A 15,605-nucleotide genomic window follows, 5' to 3' on the forward strand; every position below is an offset into this window, starting at 1 on the left:
CCATCACTCTCCCATCTGCTCGCTTGCCTGCGAAATCGCAGCGACGATATTGGGGTAGGCTGCGCATCGACAGATGTTACCGCTCATATATTCGCGGATTTCCTCGGGGCTGCCGGCGTGCCCCTCGCGGACACAGCTGACTGCGGAGAGGATCTGGCCGGGCGTACAGTAACCGCACTGAAACGCATCGTGGTCGATGAACGCCTGCTTCATCGGGTGCAGATCGCCGCCGCCGCCGTCCAATCCCTCGATCGTGACCACGTCACGGCCCTGGGCCGAAACCGCGAGTGTCAAACAGGACAGTTCGCGCCGACCATCGATCAGTACCGTGCATGCACCGCACTGCCCGTGATCACATCCCTTCTTGGCGCCTGTCAGCCCAATCTCTTCGCGCAGCGCGTCGAGCAACGTCAATCTCGTGTCGAGCTCAAGGTGAAACGGACGGCCATTGACATGAATATCAACGCTCGTGGGCTTGCGTAGATCACTTGTATCAGCGGGTTCTGCGGCTGCGACCGGTTCGCTCCGCGCAATCAGCGGCGCGGCTCCGGTCAAGGCTGATCCGATCAGGAACCGCCGGCGCGGGGTCGACGGTGATGTACATATGTCTCGCGTATCGGTCATAGCGGTCCTCTCCTGCGCCTATGTACGAACCCCGGGATAATCCCTTAGCCTCGACGACTTCGCCGAGCTTTGTTCAAGCAACGCATGGGATTCATTTCACGCGATCGGCCGGACTGCCGCTATGCAGATACTCTCAAGATCGCGCACGAACTAATCAAACGAGTACAGCCGAGCAGGTTGGCACGCCGCACGGACGACGCTCTGTTTACCGCTGACCGATCACGCCTTGTCCGGGCACCGATTGAGAGCGGGAGGTTATCCAATGATAGGAAGTGCGCAGCTCGTGCTTCAAACCTCCCTATGCTCAACCTTGACCGTCATTTTGCTGTCATTGGAGCCTATCGATATGTCGATCTTTCAATCCTGCTCGTTTGTGACACTCGCCTTCGTCGTTGTAATTGGGTGGGCTTTCCACCTGCAGAACCCCGACGGCAATCGTGATGCGGCTCGACTTGATACGGTTTCTGAGACCGAGATGCCTAAAGGAGGCTAGCAAGGTGTGAATGTTCTTTGCAGCAGTCAGGACTCGGCCTCGGCGCTGCTTGCAAACAGAGTGATGACCGCGAGGATGACCGGCAGGCTGAACGCCGCCACCGGAGCGAAGATGAAGCCGGCAGCGGCGACGCCGCAGCCGACGGCAAACGTAAACACGGCGGTTCCCATCTTCTTCACCCGCGCCTTCGCTGCAGCAATCTCGCCGGATTTCGAGTTTGCGAGGATGTCGGCGAGATCGAGCATGATCTGCGTCGTCGTTCCGGTCATAAGTGTTGACGGCGGAGCCTTGGCGAGATGTGCCTTGTGCAGGCCGTTCTGGATCGCCATGGCCGATACAAGGGTCAGCGCGACCACAAAGGTGATGTTGCTGTTGTCGCCGCGGAATGGTCCATAGATGAGCGCCATGACGGCAACGGCGGCAAGCAGCATCAGCTCGAACACAAGCATGGGACGGATGGGCGAGACCTCCCGGCTTTGCAGCTTGAGGCAGACCAGCCGCGATGTGAACACGACAAGGCAGAACATCGGGAGCGCCAGCAGTTTCGACCAAGCCCCATCCAGGCCATGGGCCATGGTTGCGCCCAAGGTCACGAAATTGCCCGTGACATGCGCCGTGAACAATCCCGATAGGGACAGGAAGCCGAGCGTGTCAACATAGCCGCCGTTGAAGCTCAAAAGGGTCGGAAGAGAAGGAAGTTTCATCGTCAAGATCCCAAATGGTGATGATGCCGCGATCGTGTGCCGCGCGGATCAGCCTCTGTCTTGCAGCCCTATGCGTGCGGCCACGATCGCATCAGTTGTTGGGAATTAATTGCGCTTTTCGACCTAAAGGAACGGGCGGCCGAAACCGCCCTGCCCTTTCTGTTTCGGTTATGCGGCACCGGGCCGGTTGATCGTCAGGAAGTGGCGGACAACAGGCTTGTCCGGGCCGATATGGAAGCTCAGCACCTTGCCCTGCAGGTCGGCATCGGCGTGGGAGACCCGCTTGTGCTGGCGAAGATGTTCGGCCCAGGATTCCACCATGAACCACTCGACGATCTTCTCCGGGTCGGCCGAATCCTCCGTCACACCCCATCCATAGGCACCATCCCGGCGGCGTTCGCTGGACAGGTGATCGATCGCGTGCAGAAAGGCGCTGCGGTGCTGCTTTTCCACCCTGTACTCGATCAGGATCAGGACCGGACCGCGATCATGGGCGACCGGCTCAGCCACGAGCGGCTCGGGCCAGTGGTTGGATGGCACCATGTCGGCATCGCCTGCGGGAAGCTTCACGCGGTGCATGATGAAGCCCGCGGCAACAAGACCAACCGCTCCGATGATGAGCGTCGTCTGGATACCCACGGCTTCGCCCACTGCACCCCAGCCCAGGCTTCCGGCGGTCATCGCGCCGTTGAAAACGGTCAGGTAGACGGCAAGGCCGCGACCGCGCACCCAGTTGGGAAGAACGGCCTGTGCCGCACCGTTGAGGGTGGTGAGCGCGGTAATCCATGCGCCACCGAGGAAAAGGAGGGCAATGATGGCGACGAACTTCGGCGGGGCGAGCGAGAGCACCCCCATGACGATTGCGGTGGTCAGCGCCGCGCCAAGAAGCAGTCCGTCTGAACTCAGTCGCTCGCGCAGCTTCGGCATGACCAGGGCTCCGCCGATCGCACCCGCGCCGACCGCGCCGAGCAGGATGCCATAGAAGCTCGCGTCACCCCCGAGCAGCTGCCGGGCAACCAGCGGAAGAAGCGCCCAGACGGCACTGGCGAAGGCAAAGAAGATCGCGGCCCTCAGGAGAACGACATGGAGCGGCCTGCTGGAGCGGGTGTAGCGAAGCCCGGCCCTGAACGCACCGAAGAAGTTCTCCTGAAGCGCGTCATTGACATTCTTCGCCCGCGGCCACCAGACGAGAGCCGCGATCACCACGAAATAGCTGGCAACGTCGGCGCCATAGGTGACCCCCGCTCCGAAGGCCGCGAGCAGCAGGCCACCGGCGGCGGGCCCGATCGAGCGGGCGATATTGATGCCGAGCGAATTGAATGCCACGGCACTCTTCACATCCTCGCGCTTGACCAGTTCCGGCACGATCGCCTGCCAGGTCGGGCCCATCAGCGCGGCACCGATGCCGCCGAGGAATGTTAGACCGATCAGCGCGCTGACCGACAGCATGCCGGTCTGGGCAAGAACCATCAGCGAGACACTGACGGAGGCCAGCAGGAGCTGGACGGCGATTAGGAACTTGCGACGGTCGAGGATGTCGGTGAGCACACCCGCCGGGATGGCGAGAAGGAAGATCGGTAGGGTGCCGGCTGCCTGGACCATGGCGACCGCGGCAGGCGATGCGGAAAGATCCGTCATCAGCCACGAGCTCGCGACGTCGCGCATGAAGCTTCCGGTATTGCCGAGGACGGTTGCGACCCAGAGGACCGCAAAGACGGGCTGTGCGAGGGGAGCAAAGCTGCCCCCGGAGGATTTTGCAGCGCTCATTTGCCTGCTCCCTTGGTAAGATCGATTGCAGCGACGATGACGAAGGCACCGGCGAGACCGAGATGTTCGAAGAAGGCATTGATCGCCATCACGCGGTCCATGCCGGAGGCCATTTCCCAGAAGCGAAGGGCGATGAAGGTCGCAAGAAGTGTGAAGCCCGCAAGCGCCAGGGCCCCGGCCCAGCGCAGGAAGCCCGACACCACCATGGCGGATGCCGCGAGTTCGAAGACGATGACGGTGACGGCGAAGAAGGCCACCGGATGGAGGCCGAAATGATCCATCTCGGCGAGCGCGCCACCAAAGTCGGAGATCTTGGTGAGTGGGCCCTGGATATAGGCGGCGCAGAGCGCCAGCAGCGATACCGTTCGCACGGCCGGGGAGCCCATAAGGCGGGCCAGACTGCTTCGAACGGGATTCGATATAGGGGATTGGTAGGTCAAATCTGCTCCTCCATATTCGCCGCTCTGATCGAGCGGCTGCGGTTGATGGAGCGATATTGGCTGCTTGCCGCGCCACCAACAATTGCATCAATAATTTCGATTTAATTGCGATTATTGAAATTATAGAACGCGCCCGGGCGGCGGCGTGGCCGCCCGGGCGGGAAGACAGATCAGACTGCCCAGCAGGAGCAGCCCAGCGCGCCGAAGAAGCCCTTGAGGTCGGCGACCGGCAGCTTCGATGTCCAGGCACCGGCATGGTCATGGCCATGCACGCCGCAATCGCTGGCGCAGCCGCAGGTCGAGATTGCCGTGCGGCGCAGCGAGCGGGCGCCGGCGCCCTCCGGTTCGCCCCAGGCCGCATAACCGCCGAATTTGCGGACCGGAGACCAGTCGGGCATCGCCGGCGGAACGGCGTTCTCGTCGAGCGCCCTGAAGTCACCCGCGCCATAGACGATCTTGCCGCCGACCATGGTCAGTTCCGAGACGAGGAACGAGATCTCGTCCTCGGCGCATGAGAAGAAATCCTTGTCCGGCACGACGAGATCGGCGAACTGGCCCTTTTCGATGCGGCCCTTCTTGCCTTCCTCGTTGGAGAACCACGTGACCTTTTCCGTCCACATCCTGAGCGCCGTCTCGCGGTCCAGGCAATTGGCGCGCGGATAGAGCTGCATGCCGCCGACGGTTTTTCCGGTCACCATCCAGGAGAGCGATACCCACGGATTATACGAGGCGACGCGGGTCGCATCCGTACCGGCCGAGACGTTGACGCCCTTGTCGAGCATGCGGCGGATCGGCGGCGTCGCTTCCGCCACCCCGTGGCCGTAGCGCTCGACGAAATATTCGCCCTGGTAGGCCATGCGATGCTGGGTGGCGATACCGCCGCCAAGCGCCGCGATACGGTCGATCGAGCGCTCGGAAATGGTTTCCGCATGGTCGAAGAACCAGTTCAGGCCCTCGAGCGGAATGTCCTTGTTGACCGTCTCGAACACATCGAGCGAGCGGGAGATCGTCTCGTCATAGGTGGCATGCATGCGCCAGGGCCAGCGGTTTTCGGCCAGGACCCGCACGACCTCTTCCAGTTCGCCTTCCATCTCCGGGCCCATTTCAGGGCGCGGCTGGCGGAAATCCTCGAAATCGGCGGCGGAGAATACCAGCATCTCGCCAGCGCCATTGTGCCGGAAATAGTCGTTGCCCTGCTTGTACTTCACCGACTGCGTCCAGTTGAGAAAGTCCTCCTTCTCTTCCTTCGGCTTCTGGGTGAACAGATTGTAGGCAAGGCGAACGGTGAGCAGGTTTTCGTCCGAAAGCTTCTGGATGACCTGGTAGTCGTCCGGATAGTTCTGGTTCCCGCCGCCGGCGTCGATCACGCCGGTAATGCCCAGACGATTGAGTTCGCGCATGAAATGGCGGGTGGAGTTGACCTGGTAATCGAAGGGCAGTTTCGGCCCCTTGGCGAGGGTCGAATAGAGGATGCCGGCATTCGGCTTGGCGAGAAGCATGCCGGTCGGATTTCCATTGACATCGCGGGTGATCTCGCCGCCCGGCGGGTTCGGCGTGTCGCGGGTATAGCCGACGGCGCGCAGGGCGGCTCCGTTCAGCAGCGCACGATCATAAAGATGCAGCAGGAAGACCGGCGTGTCGGGCGCAACCGCGTTGATCTCCTCGATCGTCGGCAGGCGCTTTTCGGCAAACTGATGTTCGGTAAAGCCGCCGACGACGCGGACCCATTGCGGTGCGGGCGTGATCGCGACCTGCCGTTTCAGCATGTCCATCGCGTCGGCAAGCGAGCGCACACCGTCCCAGCGCAGTTCCATATTGTAGTTCAGGCCGCCGCGGACGACATGGGTGTGGTTGTCGATGAGGCCCGGCAGGACGCGCTTGCCCTTGAGGTCGACGATCTTCGTATCCGGGCCGGCAAGACGCATGATCTCGTTGTCGGACCCGACCTCCAGGAACAGGCCGTCCCTGATGGCGATTGCCGTGGCATTGGGGTTGGCGCGGTCGAGCGTGGTGACGCGGCCGTTGTGAAGGATGGTGTCGGGATGCATGGTGGCGGCTCCGGTTCTAACGGGATCGGCAGCGCGGGCCGACGAGAAGAGCGAGGGAAAGGCGAGGCTGGACGCCGCGCCGAGAAGGGTTCTACGTGTCGGCATCAGCTTCTCTCCTCTGTAGATGCGCTCTGGCTGCGGGCCAGATCGGCGGTCCGTTCACTGCCCTTGGGCAGATGGCCGAACATGTGCGGCTTGATCTGGTTGATCCACGAGATTGCTGCAGGCTCCTTGCTGCACAGGGTTTTCGCGAGCGGAATGATCTGCTCGCCGACCAGAATGCCGAGCAGGCCGACCAGCGCGATGACCGGCGGGGCGGGAGAGCGGACGTTCAGCAGGCTGTAGACGATGCCGACCAGCAGGCCTGCACCGAGAGACATCAGATAGATTTTCATGGGGTTGTCCTCCACGGTTAAGAAAGGACCGCTCCGACGGGGTTCTCGGAGCGGTCTGGTCAGGCCCTTACTTGGCGGGGTTCGGGCCGATGCGCTTGCCATGGCTGACGCGCTCTGTTGCCTTGTGGACGTGGGTGTAGGCATAATCGATGCCCATGCCGTAGGCGCCGGAATGTTCCTTCACCAGCGTGGTGACAGCATCGTAGGTTTCCCGGCGGGCCCAGTCGCGCTGCCATTCCAAGAGAACCTGCTGCCACGTGACCGGGATCACGCCGGCCTGCACCATGCGGTCCATCGCGTATTTATGGGCGTCGGACGACGTGCCGCCGGAGGCGTCGGCGACCATGTAGATCTCATATTCCGGAACGTCATGGAGAGCCGAGAGCGCGAACGTGGTGTTGCAGACTTCGGTCCACAGGCCGGAGACGACGATCTTCTTGCGGCCGTCGGCGGCGTTCTTCGCAAGCGCGTCGCGGACGTTCTGGTCGTCCCAGGAGTTCATCGAGCTGCGTTCGAGGATGTCATTTTCCGGATAGACGGCGAGAAGTTCCGGGAAGGTGTTGCCGGAGAAGCTTTCGGTCTCGACGGTGGTGATCGTGGTCGGGATGTTGAAGATCCTGGCAGCCTTGGCGAGACCGACGACATTGTTCTTCAGGGTCTGACGGTCGATCGACTGGACGCCGAATGCCATCTGAGGCTGCTGGTCGATGAAGATGAGCTGGCTGTTTGCCGGGGTCAGGACTTCGAGCTTGGACATGGTCAATTCCTCTTCGTTTGTTGGACCGCCTCTGCGGTGTCTGGAATGGGCAGCAGCGGTCGATCGGACGCCGTGGCACGACGCTCGTTCTGCAATCCTTGGAGTGTTCCCGGTTCCTTGAGGGGAGCCGTTCACTCGTTGTCTTGGCTGCTGAAGGGAAATCTAACGCAGTGGCTTATGGCGCGGAATTGCAATATTAATTGAGATTGAATTTCGATATTGGCAACAATCAGCAACGAGCCCGCTGTTTCCTTTTCGGAAGCGCTTGCCGCTCCCATATTGTGAGAGGTTTTCGCGCTAAGTGCGTGCCGGGCCTTGTGAATTCGCCAAATCTGTAGTTGCCATCGCCCTGAAAGCTCACATAGTCCATCACTACGGCCGTTCGCGCAGGACGCACTGAAGCGCCGCGATCAAAGGATCGCGACGCTCCGAATTCATCTTCCCGCAAAAATTTCACGCCGGAGGTCAGGCTGCCAGCGGCACGAGATTGGCCTCGATCTCATCGCGGAAATCCTCGTATCGGCTCGGGAGCTTGAGCGCCTCGCCGAGATGCGCGGTATCCTCGTCCCGGTTGAAGCCCGGCTCGTTCGTAGCCACCTCGAACAGCACGCCCCCGGGCGTGCGGAAATAGATTGCCCAGAAATAGTCCCGGTCGATGACCGGCGTAACTTGGTAGCCGGTATCCATCAGCGCCTTGCGCACCTCGAGCTGCTTCTCTCGATTGTCGACGGCAAAGGCGATATGATGGACCGAACCGGCCCCCTGACGGGCGAAAGGCGTCTTCGGCAGCGCTACGAGATCAATCGTATCTGCCCCGTTGCCGCCCGGAATGATGAAGCGGGTGACGTCGCCCTCCTTTTCGGCGCGCTCATAGCCCATGAAGCCGAGCAGCTCCTCGGTAGCCGCCGTATCGTGCAGGTTGAAGCGGGCGCCGGCGAAACCGCGAATGGCGGCATCGCCCGGGATGCCGTCGGCGAGCCATGGCGCGCGGCTGTCGTCGGCCGTTTCGATCAGCGCAAGGCTGTCTCCGTCTGGTCCCATAAAGCGAAGCCGTTTGGCGCCGAATACGGTATCGATCTCCAGTCCGTTGACACCCTGGGCAGTGAAGCGGTCCTGCCAGAACTTCAGCGAACCGGCCGGCACGGAGAACTGCGTTTCGCCGACTTCACCGACCCCGGGACGACCCAGCATCATGTTCGGGAACGGGAAGTAGGTCATGACCGTCCCGGCCGAACCATTCTCATCGCCATAATACAGGTGATAGACGCTCGGGTCGTCGAAATTGACCGTCTGCTTGACGCGGCGCAGGCCCAGCGTGTCGGTGAAGAAACGGTTGTTCTGCCGCGCATCAGATGCCATGGAGGTCACGTGATGCAGTCCCTTGATATCCTTGATCATGTCGATGCCTTTCAATTGAACCATGTTTCATGTGTTGGTATGAAGATAATCCCGTTGATCAGCGCCGATAATTGCAATATTTCTCGCGACTGAATTGCATTTTTCGAAACAATCACGATGAACGATTACAAAGCTCTCAGAATCTTCCTGCTCGCTGCCGAAAAGCGGAATTTTGCTCAGGTGGCCCGCGAGCTCGACATGACGCCCGCGGCTGTCACGCGTGCGATTGCCGCACTTGAGACCGAACTGGGCGTGCAACTCTTCGTGCGCACCACGCGGCAGGTTTCCCTCACCACCGATGGTGCGATCTTCGCCGCGCAGGTTCAGCCGGCGGTGAAGACGCTCGAAGAGGCAAGACGGGATGTGATGAATGCCCATAAGGGCGATGAGGGGCGACTGCGGATCAGCGCGCCGACATGGTTCGGCAAGGCCGTGCTTCCGCCGATTCTCGCCGGCTTCAAGGAACGCTATCCGAAGATGAGCTTCGAGATCTCGCTGTCGGATGGATTGGTGAACATCGTCGATGACGATTACGATCTGGCGATCCGCATCTCGTCGCAGCCTTCGGACAAGTTCACGATCTGGCGCAAGATCCGGGTGGTGCCGCGCATCCTCGTCGCCGCGCCGGGAAGCCGGTTCGTATCCATGCAGCACCCGAACGAGCTGACGCCCGACGACTGCCTCGCCTATAGCGGCGAAAGCCGGCGGGAGAACTGGGTTCTGTCGGACGGCGGATCGAGCATGACGATTTCGGCCGGACGGGCCTTCAGCGCCAATAATGGCGAAGTGCTGGCCGACATGGCCGCGAGCGGCGCGGGCGTTGCCATGCTACCCGGGTTCCATATTTCCGAGCACCTGCATACCGGGCGCCTGGTTCATGTCTTTAAGGGTTGGGCGCCGCCGGACTTGTGGCTGACCCTATACTATCCGCCCTATCAGGCCCTGCCGCCCCGGATCGCCTCCTTCTCCAAGTTCTTTGAAGAACAGGTTCCGGCGCACATGGTCATGCTGGATTGAAGCGCGATCCGGCCGGCCGCGTCAGCCCGCCTGCCCTGCTTTGATCCGTTCGGCGACAAACGCCTGCAACTGCCAGAGGTTTCGGTCGCGGATCCCCTCCGCTTCGAGGTCGACAATCGTGTTGCGCAGATATTGCGCGCACGATCCGCCCTCCCCGCAGGCTTTGGCGATCAGGGTCGCAGTGATTTCCGTCGACAATGGCGCGGTGAGGCCGGATCGCCGGGTGCTTGCCCAGAACGTCAGGGCCCGTTTCGGGCCTTCAGCTGTCTGAACCCGGACCCAGCGCACCATGTCAGCAACTTCGTGGTACTTGATCTCGCGCGCAACGAGCGCACGCAGATCTTGGCGGCGGCGCTTCCCTGATAATTGGAGCAGGACGCCGTCACATCGTCCACCACGCTCGAGCGCCATCATCAGGCCGGGCTGCTCGCTGGTCGCCCGCCAGCGTTCGATCTTCAACGAAAACGAGCGATGCCAGCCGTAAGCCGTCGCGCGCATTCGGGCCGCCGGCTCGAATTCGGGATTCCAGATCAGCGATCCATAGGCGAAGACCCGGACCGGCTCGCTGCCCGCTTCCTGCTCTATTCTATCGACGAGAAGCTCAAGTTCCGCATCTGATAGCGGCGTCCAGCCCGGCTCCGGGCCATCGTCTTGAACGTCACGCAACGTCAGGGCAACAAGCTCGGGGGTCAGCAGCATTATCGTCATCTTCCGAAGTTAGGCACGAATGGCAAAGGATCGGAGCCGCGGTCGCTCTCGCGTCGCGGCTCCGGGATTGGTCAGGACTGGACGAAGGCCAGCAGATCGGCGTTCAGCACGTCGGCGTTCACCGTCAGCATGCCATGCGAGAAGCCCGGATAGGTCTTGAGCTGGCCGTTCTTCAGAAGCTTGGCCGATTTCAGCGCCGAGTCGGCGATCGGCACGATCTGGTCGTCTTCGCCATGCAGGACGAGCGTCGGGACGGTGATTGCCTTCAGGTCCTCGGTCTGGTCGGTCTCCGAGAAGGCCTTGATGCCGTCGTAATGGGCCTTTGCGCCGCCCATCATGCCCTGACGCCACCAATTCTGGATAACGCCTTCCTGTATGTTGGCGCCCTCGCGATTGAAGCCGTAGAACGGACCGGCCGGGACGTCGCGGAAGAACTGCGCGCGGTTAGCGGCAAGCGCCGAACGGAAGCCGTCAAAAACTTCGATCGGCAGGCCTTCAGGATTTGCATCCGTCTTCAGCATCAGCGGCGGGACCGCGGAGACGAGAACCGCCTTGGCAACACGGCCGGAAGGCTGGCCGTGCTTGGCAACGTAACGGGCGACTTCGCCACCACCGGTGGAATGGCCGATATGGACGGCATTCTTCAGGTCGAGCGCTTCGACGACGGCAAAGGCGTCGGCAGCGTAATGGTCCATGTCGTGACCGTCGACAACCTGGGCGGAACGGCCATGGCCACGACGGTCATGGGCTACAACGCGAAACCCTTTCGAGAGGAAGAACAGCATCTGGGCATCCCAATCGTCCGACGACAGCGGCCAGCCGTGGTGGAAAACGATCGGCTGAGCATCCTTCGGACCCCAGTCCTTATAGAAGATCTCGACGCCGTCCTTGGTGGTTACATATGCCATTGTCTTGGTTCCTTCGATTGAGTTTGTTGTTTGAGCAGTATCGGCTGCAAAGCTGAGAGAAGGTGAAATCGCCATGGCGACCATGGTGCCTGCTGACATCAGAGCACTCCGGCGTGTCATGGAAGTGAAAGTTTTGGTCATCCCGCGTCCTGCGATTTCGTGATTGAAAATTTCAGGCGACGCTGTGTTCGTCTGACAGGAGTGATATTGCCGTCAGCCTGCCCCTCACACAATTATGGTAATTGTTTCGAATTTATTGCCACAAATGCAACAATAAGGATAAGTCGTTTCAGTTAAGCCTCACAAGGGCGGTCAGAGCCGAGCGAGACGGAGCGAACGCTCACATCATTCCGGGTAGCCGCGGTTTCGATCAAATTGCCACCTCAGACATACGGGGGCGTTAACCGCATCCCGACGTAGCTCGCCGCACAGCAAATCAAATATGACACTTGATCATCTTAAGATTAGGTTTGGGTTGGCTGTAGAGGCGTGAGGCGGACATTCACACTCGCCCCCTGACCTCCCGGCTACTCTGTCCGGTTTGCATTTCTCGCCGGATAGAAGGCGGCCGGCCCTGATCCGGTCTTTTTACCCCCTGCCTTTCGGCAGGACGGCTTTTTAAAGGGGTATTCTTGAGATGAATTTATTCTGGAAATCAGCAAGTTTAGGCATGGGAATGCTTATCGGAACGACACCTGCAATGTCCAAGGACTATTTTCTAGCGAGCGGCCGGTGGGACAATATCGTTCTGGTCATCGACCTCGAGAAGGCGATCGACCCGGCAAATGACGGTACATCCAAGGCGGTGGTGAACCGCCTGAGGGTAACTCCAGATATCGTCGTGAACGGCGAGAAGCAGATTGCCAGCGGCCAGCCGATCATCGTCACGATCGCACCCGATTACCGCACGGCTTACATATCCAACCATTCCGGCGCCACCGCGGCTGCGGACACTGCCAAGTTCCAGCATGGCCATCGCGGATCCGTCACGGTCGTCGACCTGACGAAGGCACTGGATGAGGAGGCGGACGAAACGCTTCACGCAGTCAAGGGCTGGATCGACAGCGAAGGTTACGGCGCCACCGGCTTCACTATTTTGCCGGGCGGAACTCACGCGGCTCTCGCCCACGCAGAAGCGCAGGGCCTGGAGGACGGCGGACGGCATATCAACATCATCGATCTCGCCAAAGGCAAGGTCGTCCACAAGGTCGAGCAGGCCTATGGAAAGCCTGGGCACGATTGCCCACCCGCGGACATGGCCAAGTCGGCGCCCGACGCACGGTTCGGCTGCTTCCCGGATACGAATGGTGTGACAGCGAGCCCGCTAGGCGGAAAGTCCGGCCTGATCTTCACCGCCAACGGCGGCAGCAATGACGTGTCCGTGATCGACGTTGCCAAAGCGATCGCCGGTGAGCCGAATGCGGAAATCGGCCGCATCCCGGTACAGGCCGGCGGTTTCGGCATCAGCACGTCCCCGGACGGCAAACTGGTCGCGCAGGCCTCCCGCGAAAATCCGCAGGACGGCAAGGAGGCGAATACCATTTCGATCATCGACGTTTTGAAAGCCGGGACCGACCCGGCCTCGGCAGAAGTCGCCCGCGTGCGTGTTGGTACCGATGACGAAAACGAGTCCTCACGGCCATTCGTCGGCGCATTCACTCCGGACGGTACAAAAATCGTCAGTACCAACTTCCGTACCAATAACATCGACATCATCGATGTCGCCAAGGCTCTTGCAGGCGAAAAGGCCACCCTCGCCCGCATTCCGCTTTCGACCGGTAGCGACAAGCCATCTCGCCCGCGCGGCGTTGCGATCACACCGGACGGCCAATATGCGGCAATTACCGGAGCGCCGCCGAAGGACGGTCACAACTCCAGCATGGTCTGGATCGTCGATCTGACGACGAACGAGGTGAAGGGTCGGGTCACCGAAATCGGCTCCGAAAGCTACATGATCGGCTATTTCGCGGCTGAATAAGCGGGACGCGACCGACTAGTGCTATTTAAAGCCGGCGAAGTCTGATCACTTCGCCGGCCTTTTTCGTGGGCGGTAAAGAGCTGCAGGCGGGCGTTGTCCGCGACATCCGTTCTCCTGGTCCCTGTTGAAACGAAAAACGGGCAGCCTTGGCCGCCCGTCTGATTTCTACGTCGCATGCCTATCGCGGTTAAAAATCCTCCCAGGAAGCCGGCTGAACAGCAGCCGCAGATCCTGCACCGAAGGCGTTGCTCAGCTTGCGCCCGAGTGCGCGGGCCGGCGACACGGCAGGTTGAGATGCAGCAGAAACCGGAGCGGGCTTCATGGCAGGTGCGACGGAAACCGACGTACCTTCGCCGAGATTGAAACGCGACAGCAACTGATTCAGTGCAGCGGCTTCCCGTGCCAGACCGTGGCTTGCAGCAGTGGACTCTTCCACCATTGCGGCATTCTGCTGGGTGCCCTGATCCATCGTGTTCACAGCGTTGCTGATTTCCTGTAGTCCGGTCGCCTGCTCGCGGGATGACTCCACGATGGCGGCGACGTGCCGATTGATCTCCTGAACCTCAGCAACGATCACCTTCAGAGCCTCACCCGTCTCGTCGACGAGGGTTACGCCGACACGCACCTGCTCGCCTGACGTATTGATCAACGCCTTGATCTCCTTGGCGGCCTGCGCAGAGCGTTGCGCCAGCTCCCGGACTTCCTGCGCGACGACGGCAAAACCCTTGCCGGCATCTCCTGCACGCGCGGCCTCCACACCGGCGTTCAGCGCCAGAAGATTGGTCTGGAACGCGATATCATCGATGACGCTGATGATGTTTGTGATTTCTGCCGAAGAGCGCTCTATCTCATTCATCGCGGTCACGGCGCTGCCCACGACCTGACCGGATCTTTCCGCCCCCTCACGTGCTCTTGCGACCAGATTGCCGACCTCGTCGGCACGCCGGCTGGCGTCCTTGACCGTTGTGGTGATCTGCTCGAGCGCCGCTGCCGTTTCCTCGACCGAGGCCGCCTGCTGCTCGGTGCGCTTCGAGAGGTTATCTGCGGCGGTGCGGATTTCGCTGGCACCCGCGTCGATACCGCGAGCATTGTTGCCGACGGCACGAAGCGTGTCGTTCAGATTGCTCACCGAGCCGTTGAAATCCGTACGCAACGTATCGAGATGGGGCGCGAACGGATTGTCGATCCGGTAGGCGACATCACCGTCGGCGAGACGACCGAGAGCCATTGCGAGCTGGTCGACGGCGAATTGAATATCCGCGGTTTCCCTCGCCCTCTCGGCCTCGCGCTCGGTACGCTCGCGTTCCGACAGCGAGCGGTTCTCACCAGCCTCTCGTTCCAGACGGGCGCGCTCGATCGCATTGGTGCGGAAAACAGCAACTGCTGCTGCCATCTGCCCGACCTCATCGCGGCGATCCTGTCCCTCGACGGCAGCCTCCGTATCTCCCTCGGCGAGCGCGTTCATCCGCGCACGAAGCCGGGCGATCGGGGTGGTAATCCCCTTCGACGCTATCAGAAGTGCAGCAATGATGCCGAGTACGAAAACAACGGACAATGTTGCCATCGACGTGACGATCGTCTTGTCGGTGTTCGTCGTCAGCGTCTTGCTTGTATCGACAATTTCGGCGCTGACATTGTCCAGAAAGGTGGCGATATCCTTGGAAAGCGGCACGAACAACTTGTCCACCTGTGCGAGCGTAACTTTCGCCTGTTCGCCATTGCCGTCGGCGGCAAATTTCAGGGACGCGTTCGTCAGTGCAACGAGTTCATCGACCCTGGCGATCATCGCATCGAGCTCGGCGCCCTTGCCCGGCAGAGCCGACCTGATGCCCGCCAGACGCTTCACCAGCGTCGTTGCGGTACTGCTGTAGAACTCACTTGCGGCTTTGAATTCGGGGCTACCTGCCTGGTAGAACATCACCCTGTTGGCGCCATAAACCGTAGCGGCCAGTGCGCGATTGGCGCGACCGATATCGACAGCCGTGGCGTTGTCGGTCGAAATGAATCTCGTATAGTCGGCATCAGCCGCCTTGTAGTTGAAGGACAGGAGGCTCGATGCCCCGAACCCGACAACGCAAAGCGGAATTATTACCGACAGGATCTTGGAACGGATGCTGGTATTCTTCAAAAAAGACATTGTATCCCCGCAAATTCGATTAAAAACGGCATTGCGAGACCACTGGCGAATGCTTGCTGTTCGACGCGAGCAATCATTTTTTTGAAAATCGACAGAAGTCTCAAATACGACAGAGGTGCTTTGCCCTCATGGCCACGTTTTTCTGTCTGCGCGGAATAAATACCACTTTATAGTATAATTAATTATTACTACAACCTGAGATATGTCTAAATTACGAATGTTGAATTGTAC

The 15,605-nt window shown here is 60.5% G+C and carries 13 protein-coding genes; 2 read left to right on the plus strand and 11 right to left on the minus strand.

The genetic code is table 11. The features are described from left to right. Window positions 1–3 precede the first annotated feature (3 nt). The 8 genes from BM216_RS02875 to BM216_RS02915 all read right to left on the minus strand — a co-directional run bounded on the left by BM216_RS02875 (window position 4) and on the right by BM216_RS02915 (window position 8,626). Window positions 4–624: a (2Fe-2S)-binding protein gene (locus BM216_RS02875; RefSeq protein ID WP_092994563.1), complete on the minus strand. Its 621-nt coding sequence runs from the start codon at window positions 622–624 to the stop codon at window positions 4–6. Between the two features lie 519 nt (window positions 625–1,143). Next, complete coding sequence (locus BM216_RS02885) at window positions 1,144–1,821, minus strand: YoaK family protein (protein WP_092994569.1); 678 nt, start codon at window positions 1,819–1,821, stop codon at window positions 1,144–1,146. A 168-nt stretch (window positions 1,822–1,989) separates the two neighbouring features. Beyond that, window positions 1,990–3,588 (minus strand): MFS transporter, encoded by a 1,599-nt coding sequence (locus BM216_RS02890; protein ID WP_092994572.1) that lies wholly within the window; start codon window positions 3,586–3,588, stop codon window positions 1,990–1,992. After that, window positions 3,585–4,028 carry a DoxX family protein gene (locus BM216_RS02895; protein ID WP_092994575.1) on the minus strand — a complete coding sequence of 148 codons (444 nt, stop codon included), beginning with the start codon at window positions 4,026–4,028 and terminating at the stop codon, window positions 3,585–3,587. The genes BM216_RS02890 and BM216_RS02895 overlap by 4 nt, the downstream gene beginning before the upstream one ends. Before the next feature lie 170 nt (window positions 4,029–4,198). Continuing rightward, window positions 4,199–6,181, minus strand: coding sequence for an amidohydrolase (locus BM216_RS02900; protein WP_092994578.1), 1,983 nt, complete (start codon window positions 6,179–6,181; stop codon window positions 4,199–4,201). Continuing rightward, window positions 6,181–6,471, minus strand: coding sequence for a XapX domain-containing protein (locus BM216_RS02905; protein WP_092994581.1), 291 nt, complete (start codon window positions 6,469–6,471; stop codon window positions 6,181–6,183). The genes BM216_RS02900 and BM216_RS02905 overlap by 1 nt, the downstream gene beginning before the upstream one ends. A gap of 67 nt (window positions 6,472–6,538) precedes the next feature. Next, entirely contained in the window at window positions 6,539–7,228 is a 690-nt protein-coding gene (locus tag BM216_RS02910) for a hydrolase (protein WP_092994584.1), read from the minus strand. Between the two features lie 465 nt (window positions 7,229–7,693). Continuing rightward, complete coding sequence (locus tag BM216_RS02915; protein WP_092995114.1) at window positions 7,694–8,626, minus strand: VOC family protein; 933 nt, start codon at window positions 8,624–8,626, stop codon at window positions 7,694–7,696. Window positions 8,627–8,743: 117 nt separating this feature from the next. Here BM216_RS02915 and BM216_RS02920 point away from each other — a divergent pair, with 117 nt between their 5' ends. Then, the gene (locus tag BM216_RS02920; protein WP_092994587.1) at window positions 8,744–9,643 is read left to right on the plus strand and encodes a LysR family transcriptional regulator; all 900 of its coding nucleotides are present in this window, start codon (window positions 8,744–8,746) and stop codon (window positions 9,641–9,643) included. A gap of 21 nt (window positions 9,644–9,664) precedes the next feature. Here the strand turns inward: BM216_RS02920 and BM216_RS02925 are convergent, their stop codons facing one another. Continuing rightward, entirely contained in the window at window positions 9,665–10,342 is a 678-nt protein-coding gene (locus BM216_RS02925; RefSeq protein ID WP_092994590.1) for a gamma-glutamylcyclotransferase, read from the minus strand. Between the two features lie 80 nt (window positions 10,343–10,422). After that, window positions 10,423–11,259: an alpha/beta fold hydrolase gene (locus BM216_RS02930; protein WP_348271989.1), complete on the minus strand. Its 837-nt coding sequence runs from the start codon at window positions 11,257–11,259 to the stop codon at window positions 10,423–10,425. Between the two features lie 670 nt (window positions 11,260–11,929). Between BM216_RS02930 and BM216_RS02935 the strand changes: the two genes are divergently transcribed. After that, window positions 11,930–13,237, plus strand: a complete 1,308-nt coding sequence (locus BM216_RS02935) for a YncE family protein (RefSeq protein ID WP_092994596.1) — start codon at window positions 11,930–11,932, stop codon at window positions 13,235–13,237. A 187-nt stretch (window positions 13,238–13,424) separates the two neighbouring features. On the opposite strand, the gene BM216_RS02940 is transcribed toward BM216_RS02935, so the two are convergent. Further along, window positions 13,425–15,374, minus strand: coding sequence for a methyl-accepting chemotaxis protein (locus BM216_RS02940; protein ID WP_092994599.1), 1,950 nt, complete (start codon window positions 15,372–15,374; stop codon window positions 13,425–13,427). Between the last annotated feature and the right edge of the window lie 231 nt (window positions 15,375–15,605).

Source organism: Rhizobium sp. NFR07 (assembly GCF_900111905.1).
Classification (GTDB): Bacteria; Pseudomonadota; Alphaproteobacteria; order Rhizobiales; family Rhizobiaceae; genus Neorhizobium.

Bases quoted from the DNA above. Each gene is read 5' to 3' on its own strand.
- BM216_RS02930 (WP_348271989.1), bottom strand. From the start codon at position 11,259: ATGGCATATGTAACCACCAAGGACGGCGTCGAGATCTTCTATAAGGAC.
- BM216_RS02925 (WP_092994590.1), bottom strand. From the start codon at position 10,342: ATGCTGCTGACCCCCGAGCTTGTTGCCCTGACGTTGCGTGACGTTCAA.
- BM216_RS02940 (WP_092994599.1), bottom strand. From the start codon at position 15,374: ATGTCTTTTTTGAAGAATACCAGCATCCGTTCCAAGATCCTGTCGGTA.
- BM216_RS02920 (WP_092994587.1), top strand. From the start codon at position 8,744: ATGAACGATTACAAAGCTCTCAGAATCTTCCTGCTCGCTGCCGAAAAG.
- BM216_RS02900 (WP_092994578.1), bottom strand. From the start codon at position 6,181: ATGCCGACACGTAGAACCCTTCTCGGCGCGGCGTCCAGCCTCGCCTTT.
- BM216_RS02915 (WP_092995114.1), bottom strand. From the start codon at position 8,626: ATGATCAAGGATATCAAGGGACTGCATCACGTGACCTCCATGGCATCT.
- BM216_RS02885 (WP_092994569.1), bottom strand. From the start codon at position 1,821: ATGAAACTTCCTTCTCTTCCGACCCTTTTGAGCTTCAACGGCGGCTAT.
- BM216_RS02875 (WP_092994563.1), bottom strand. From the start codon at position 624: ATGACCGATACGCGAGACATATGTACATCACCGTCGACCCCGCGCCGG.
- BM216_RS02935 (WP_092994596.1), top strand. From the start codon at position 11,930: ATGGGAATGCTTATCGGAACGACACCTGCAATGTCCAAGGACTATTTT.
- BM216_RS02905 (WP_092994581.1), bottom strand. From the start codon at position 6,471: ATGAAAATCTATCTGATGTCTCTCGGTGCAGGCCTGCTGGTCGGCATC.
- BM216_RS02910 (WP_092994584.1), bottom strand. From the start codon at position 7,228: ATGTCCAAGCTCGAAGTCCTGACCCCGGCAAACAGCCAGCTCATCTTC.
- BM216_RS02890 (WP_092994572.1), bottom strand. From the start codon at position 3,588: ATGAGCGCTGCAAAATCCTCCGGGGGCAGCTTTGCTCCCCTCGCACAG.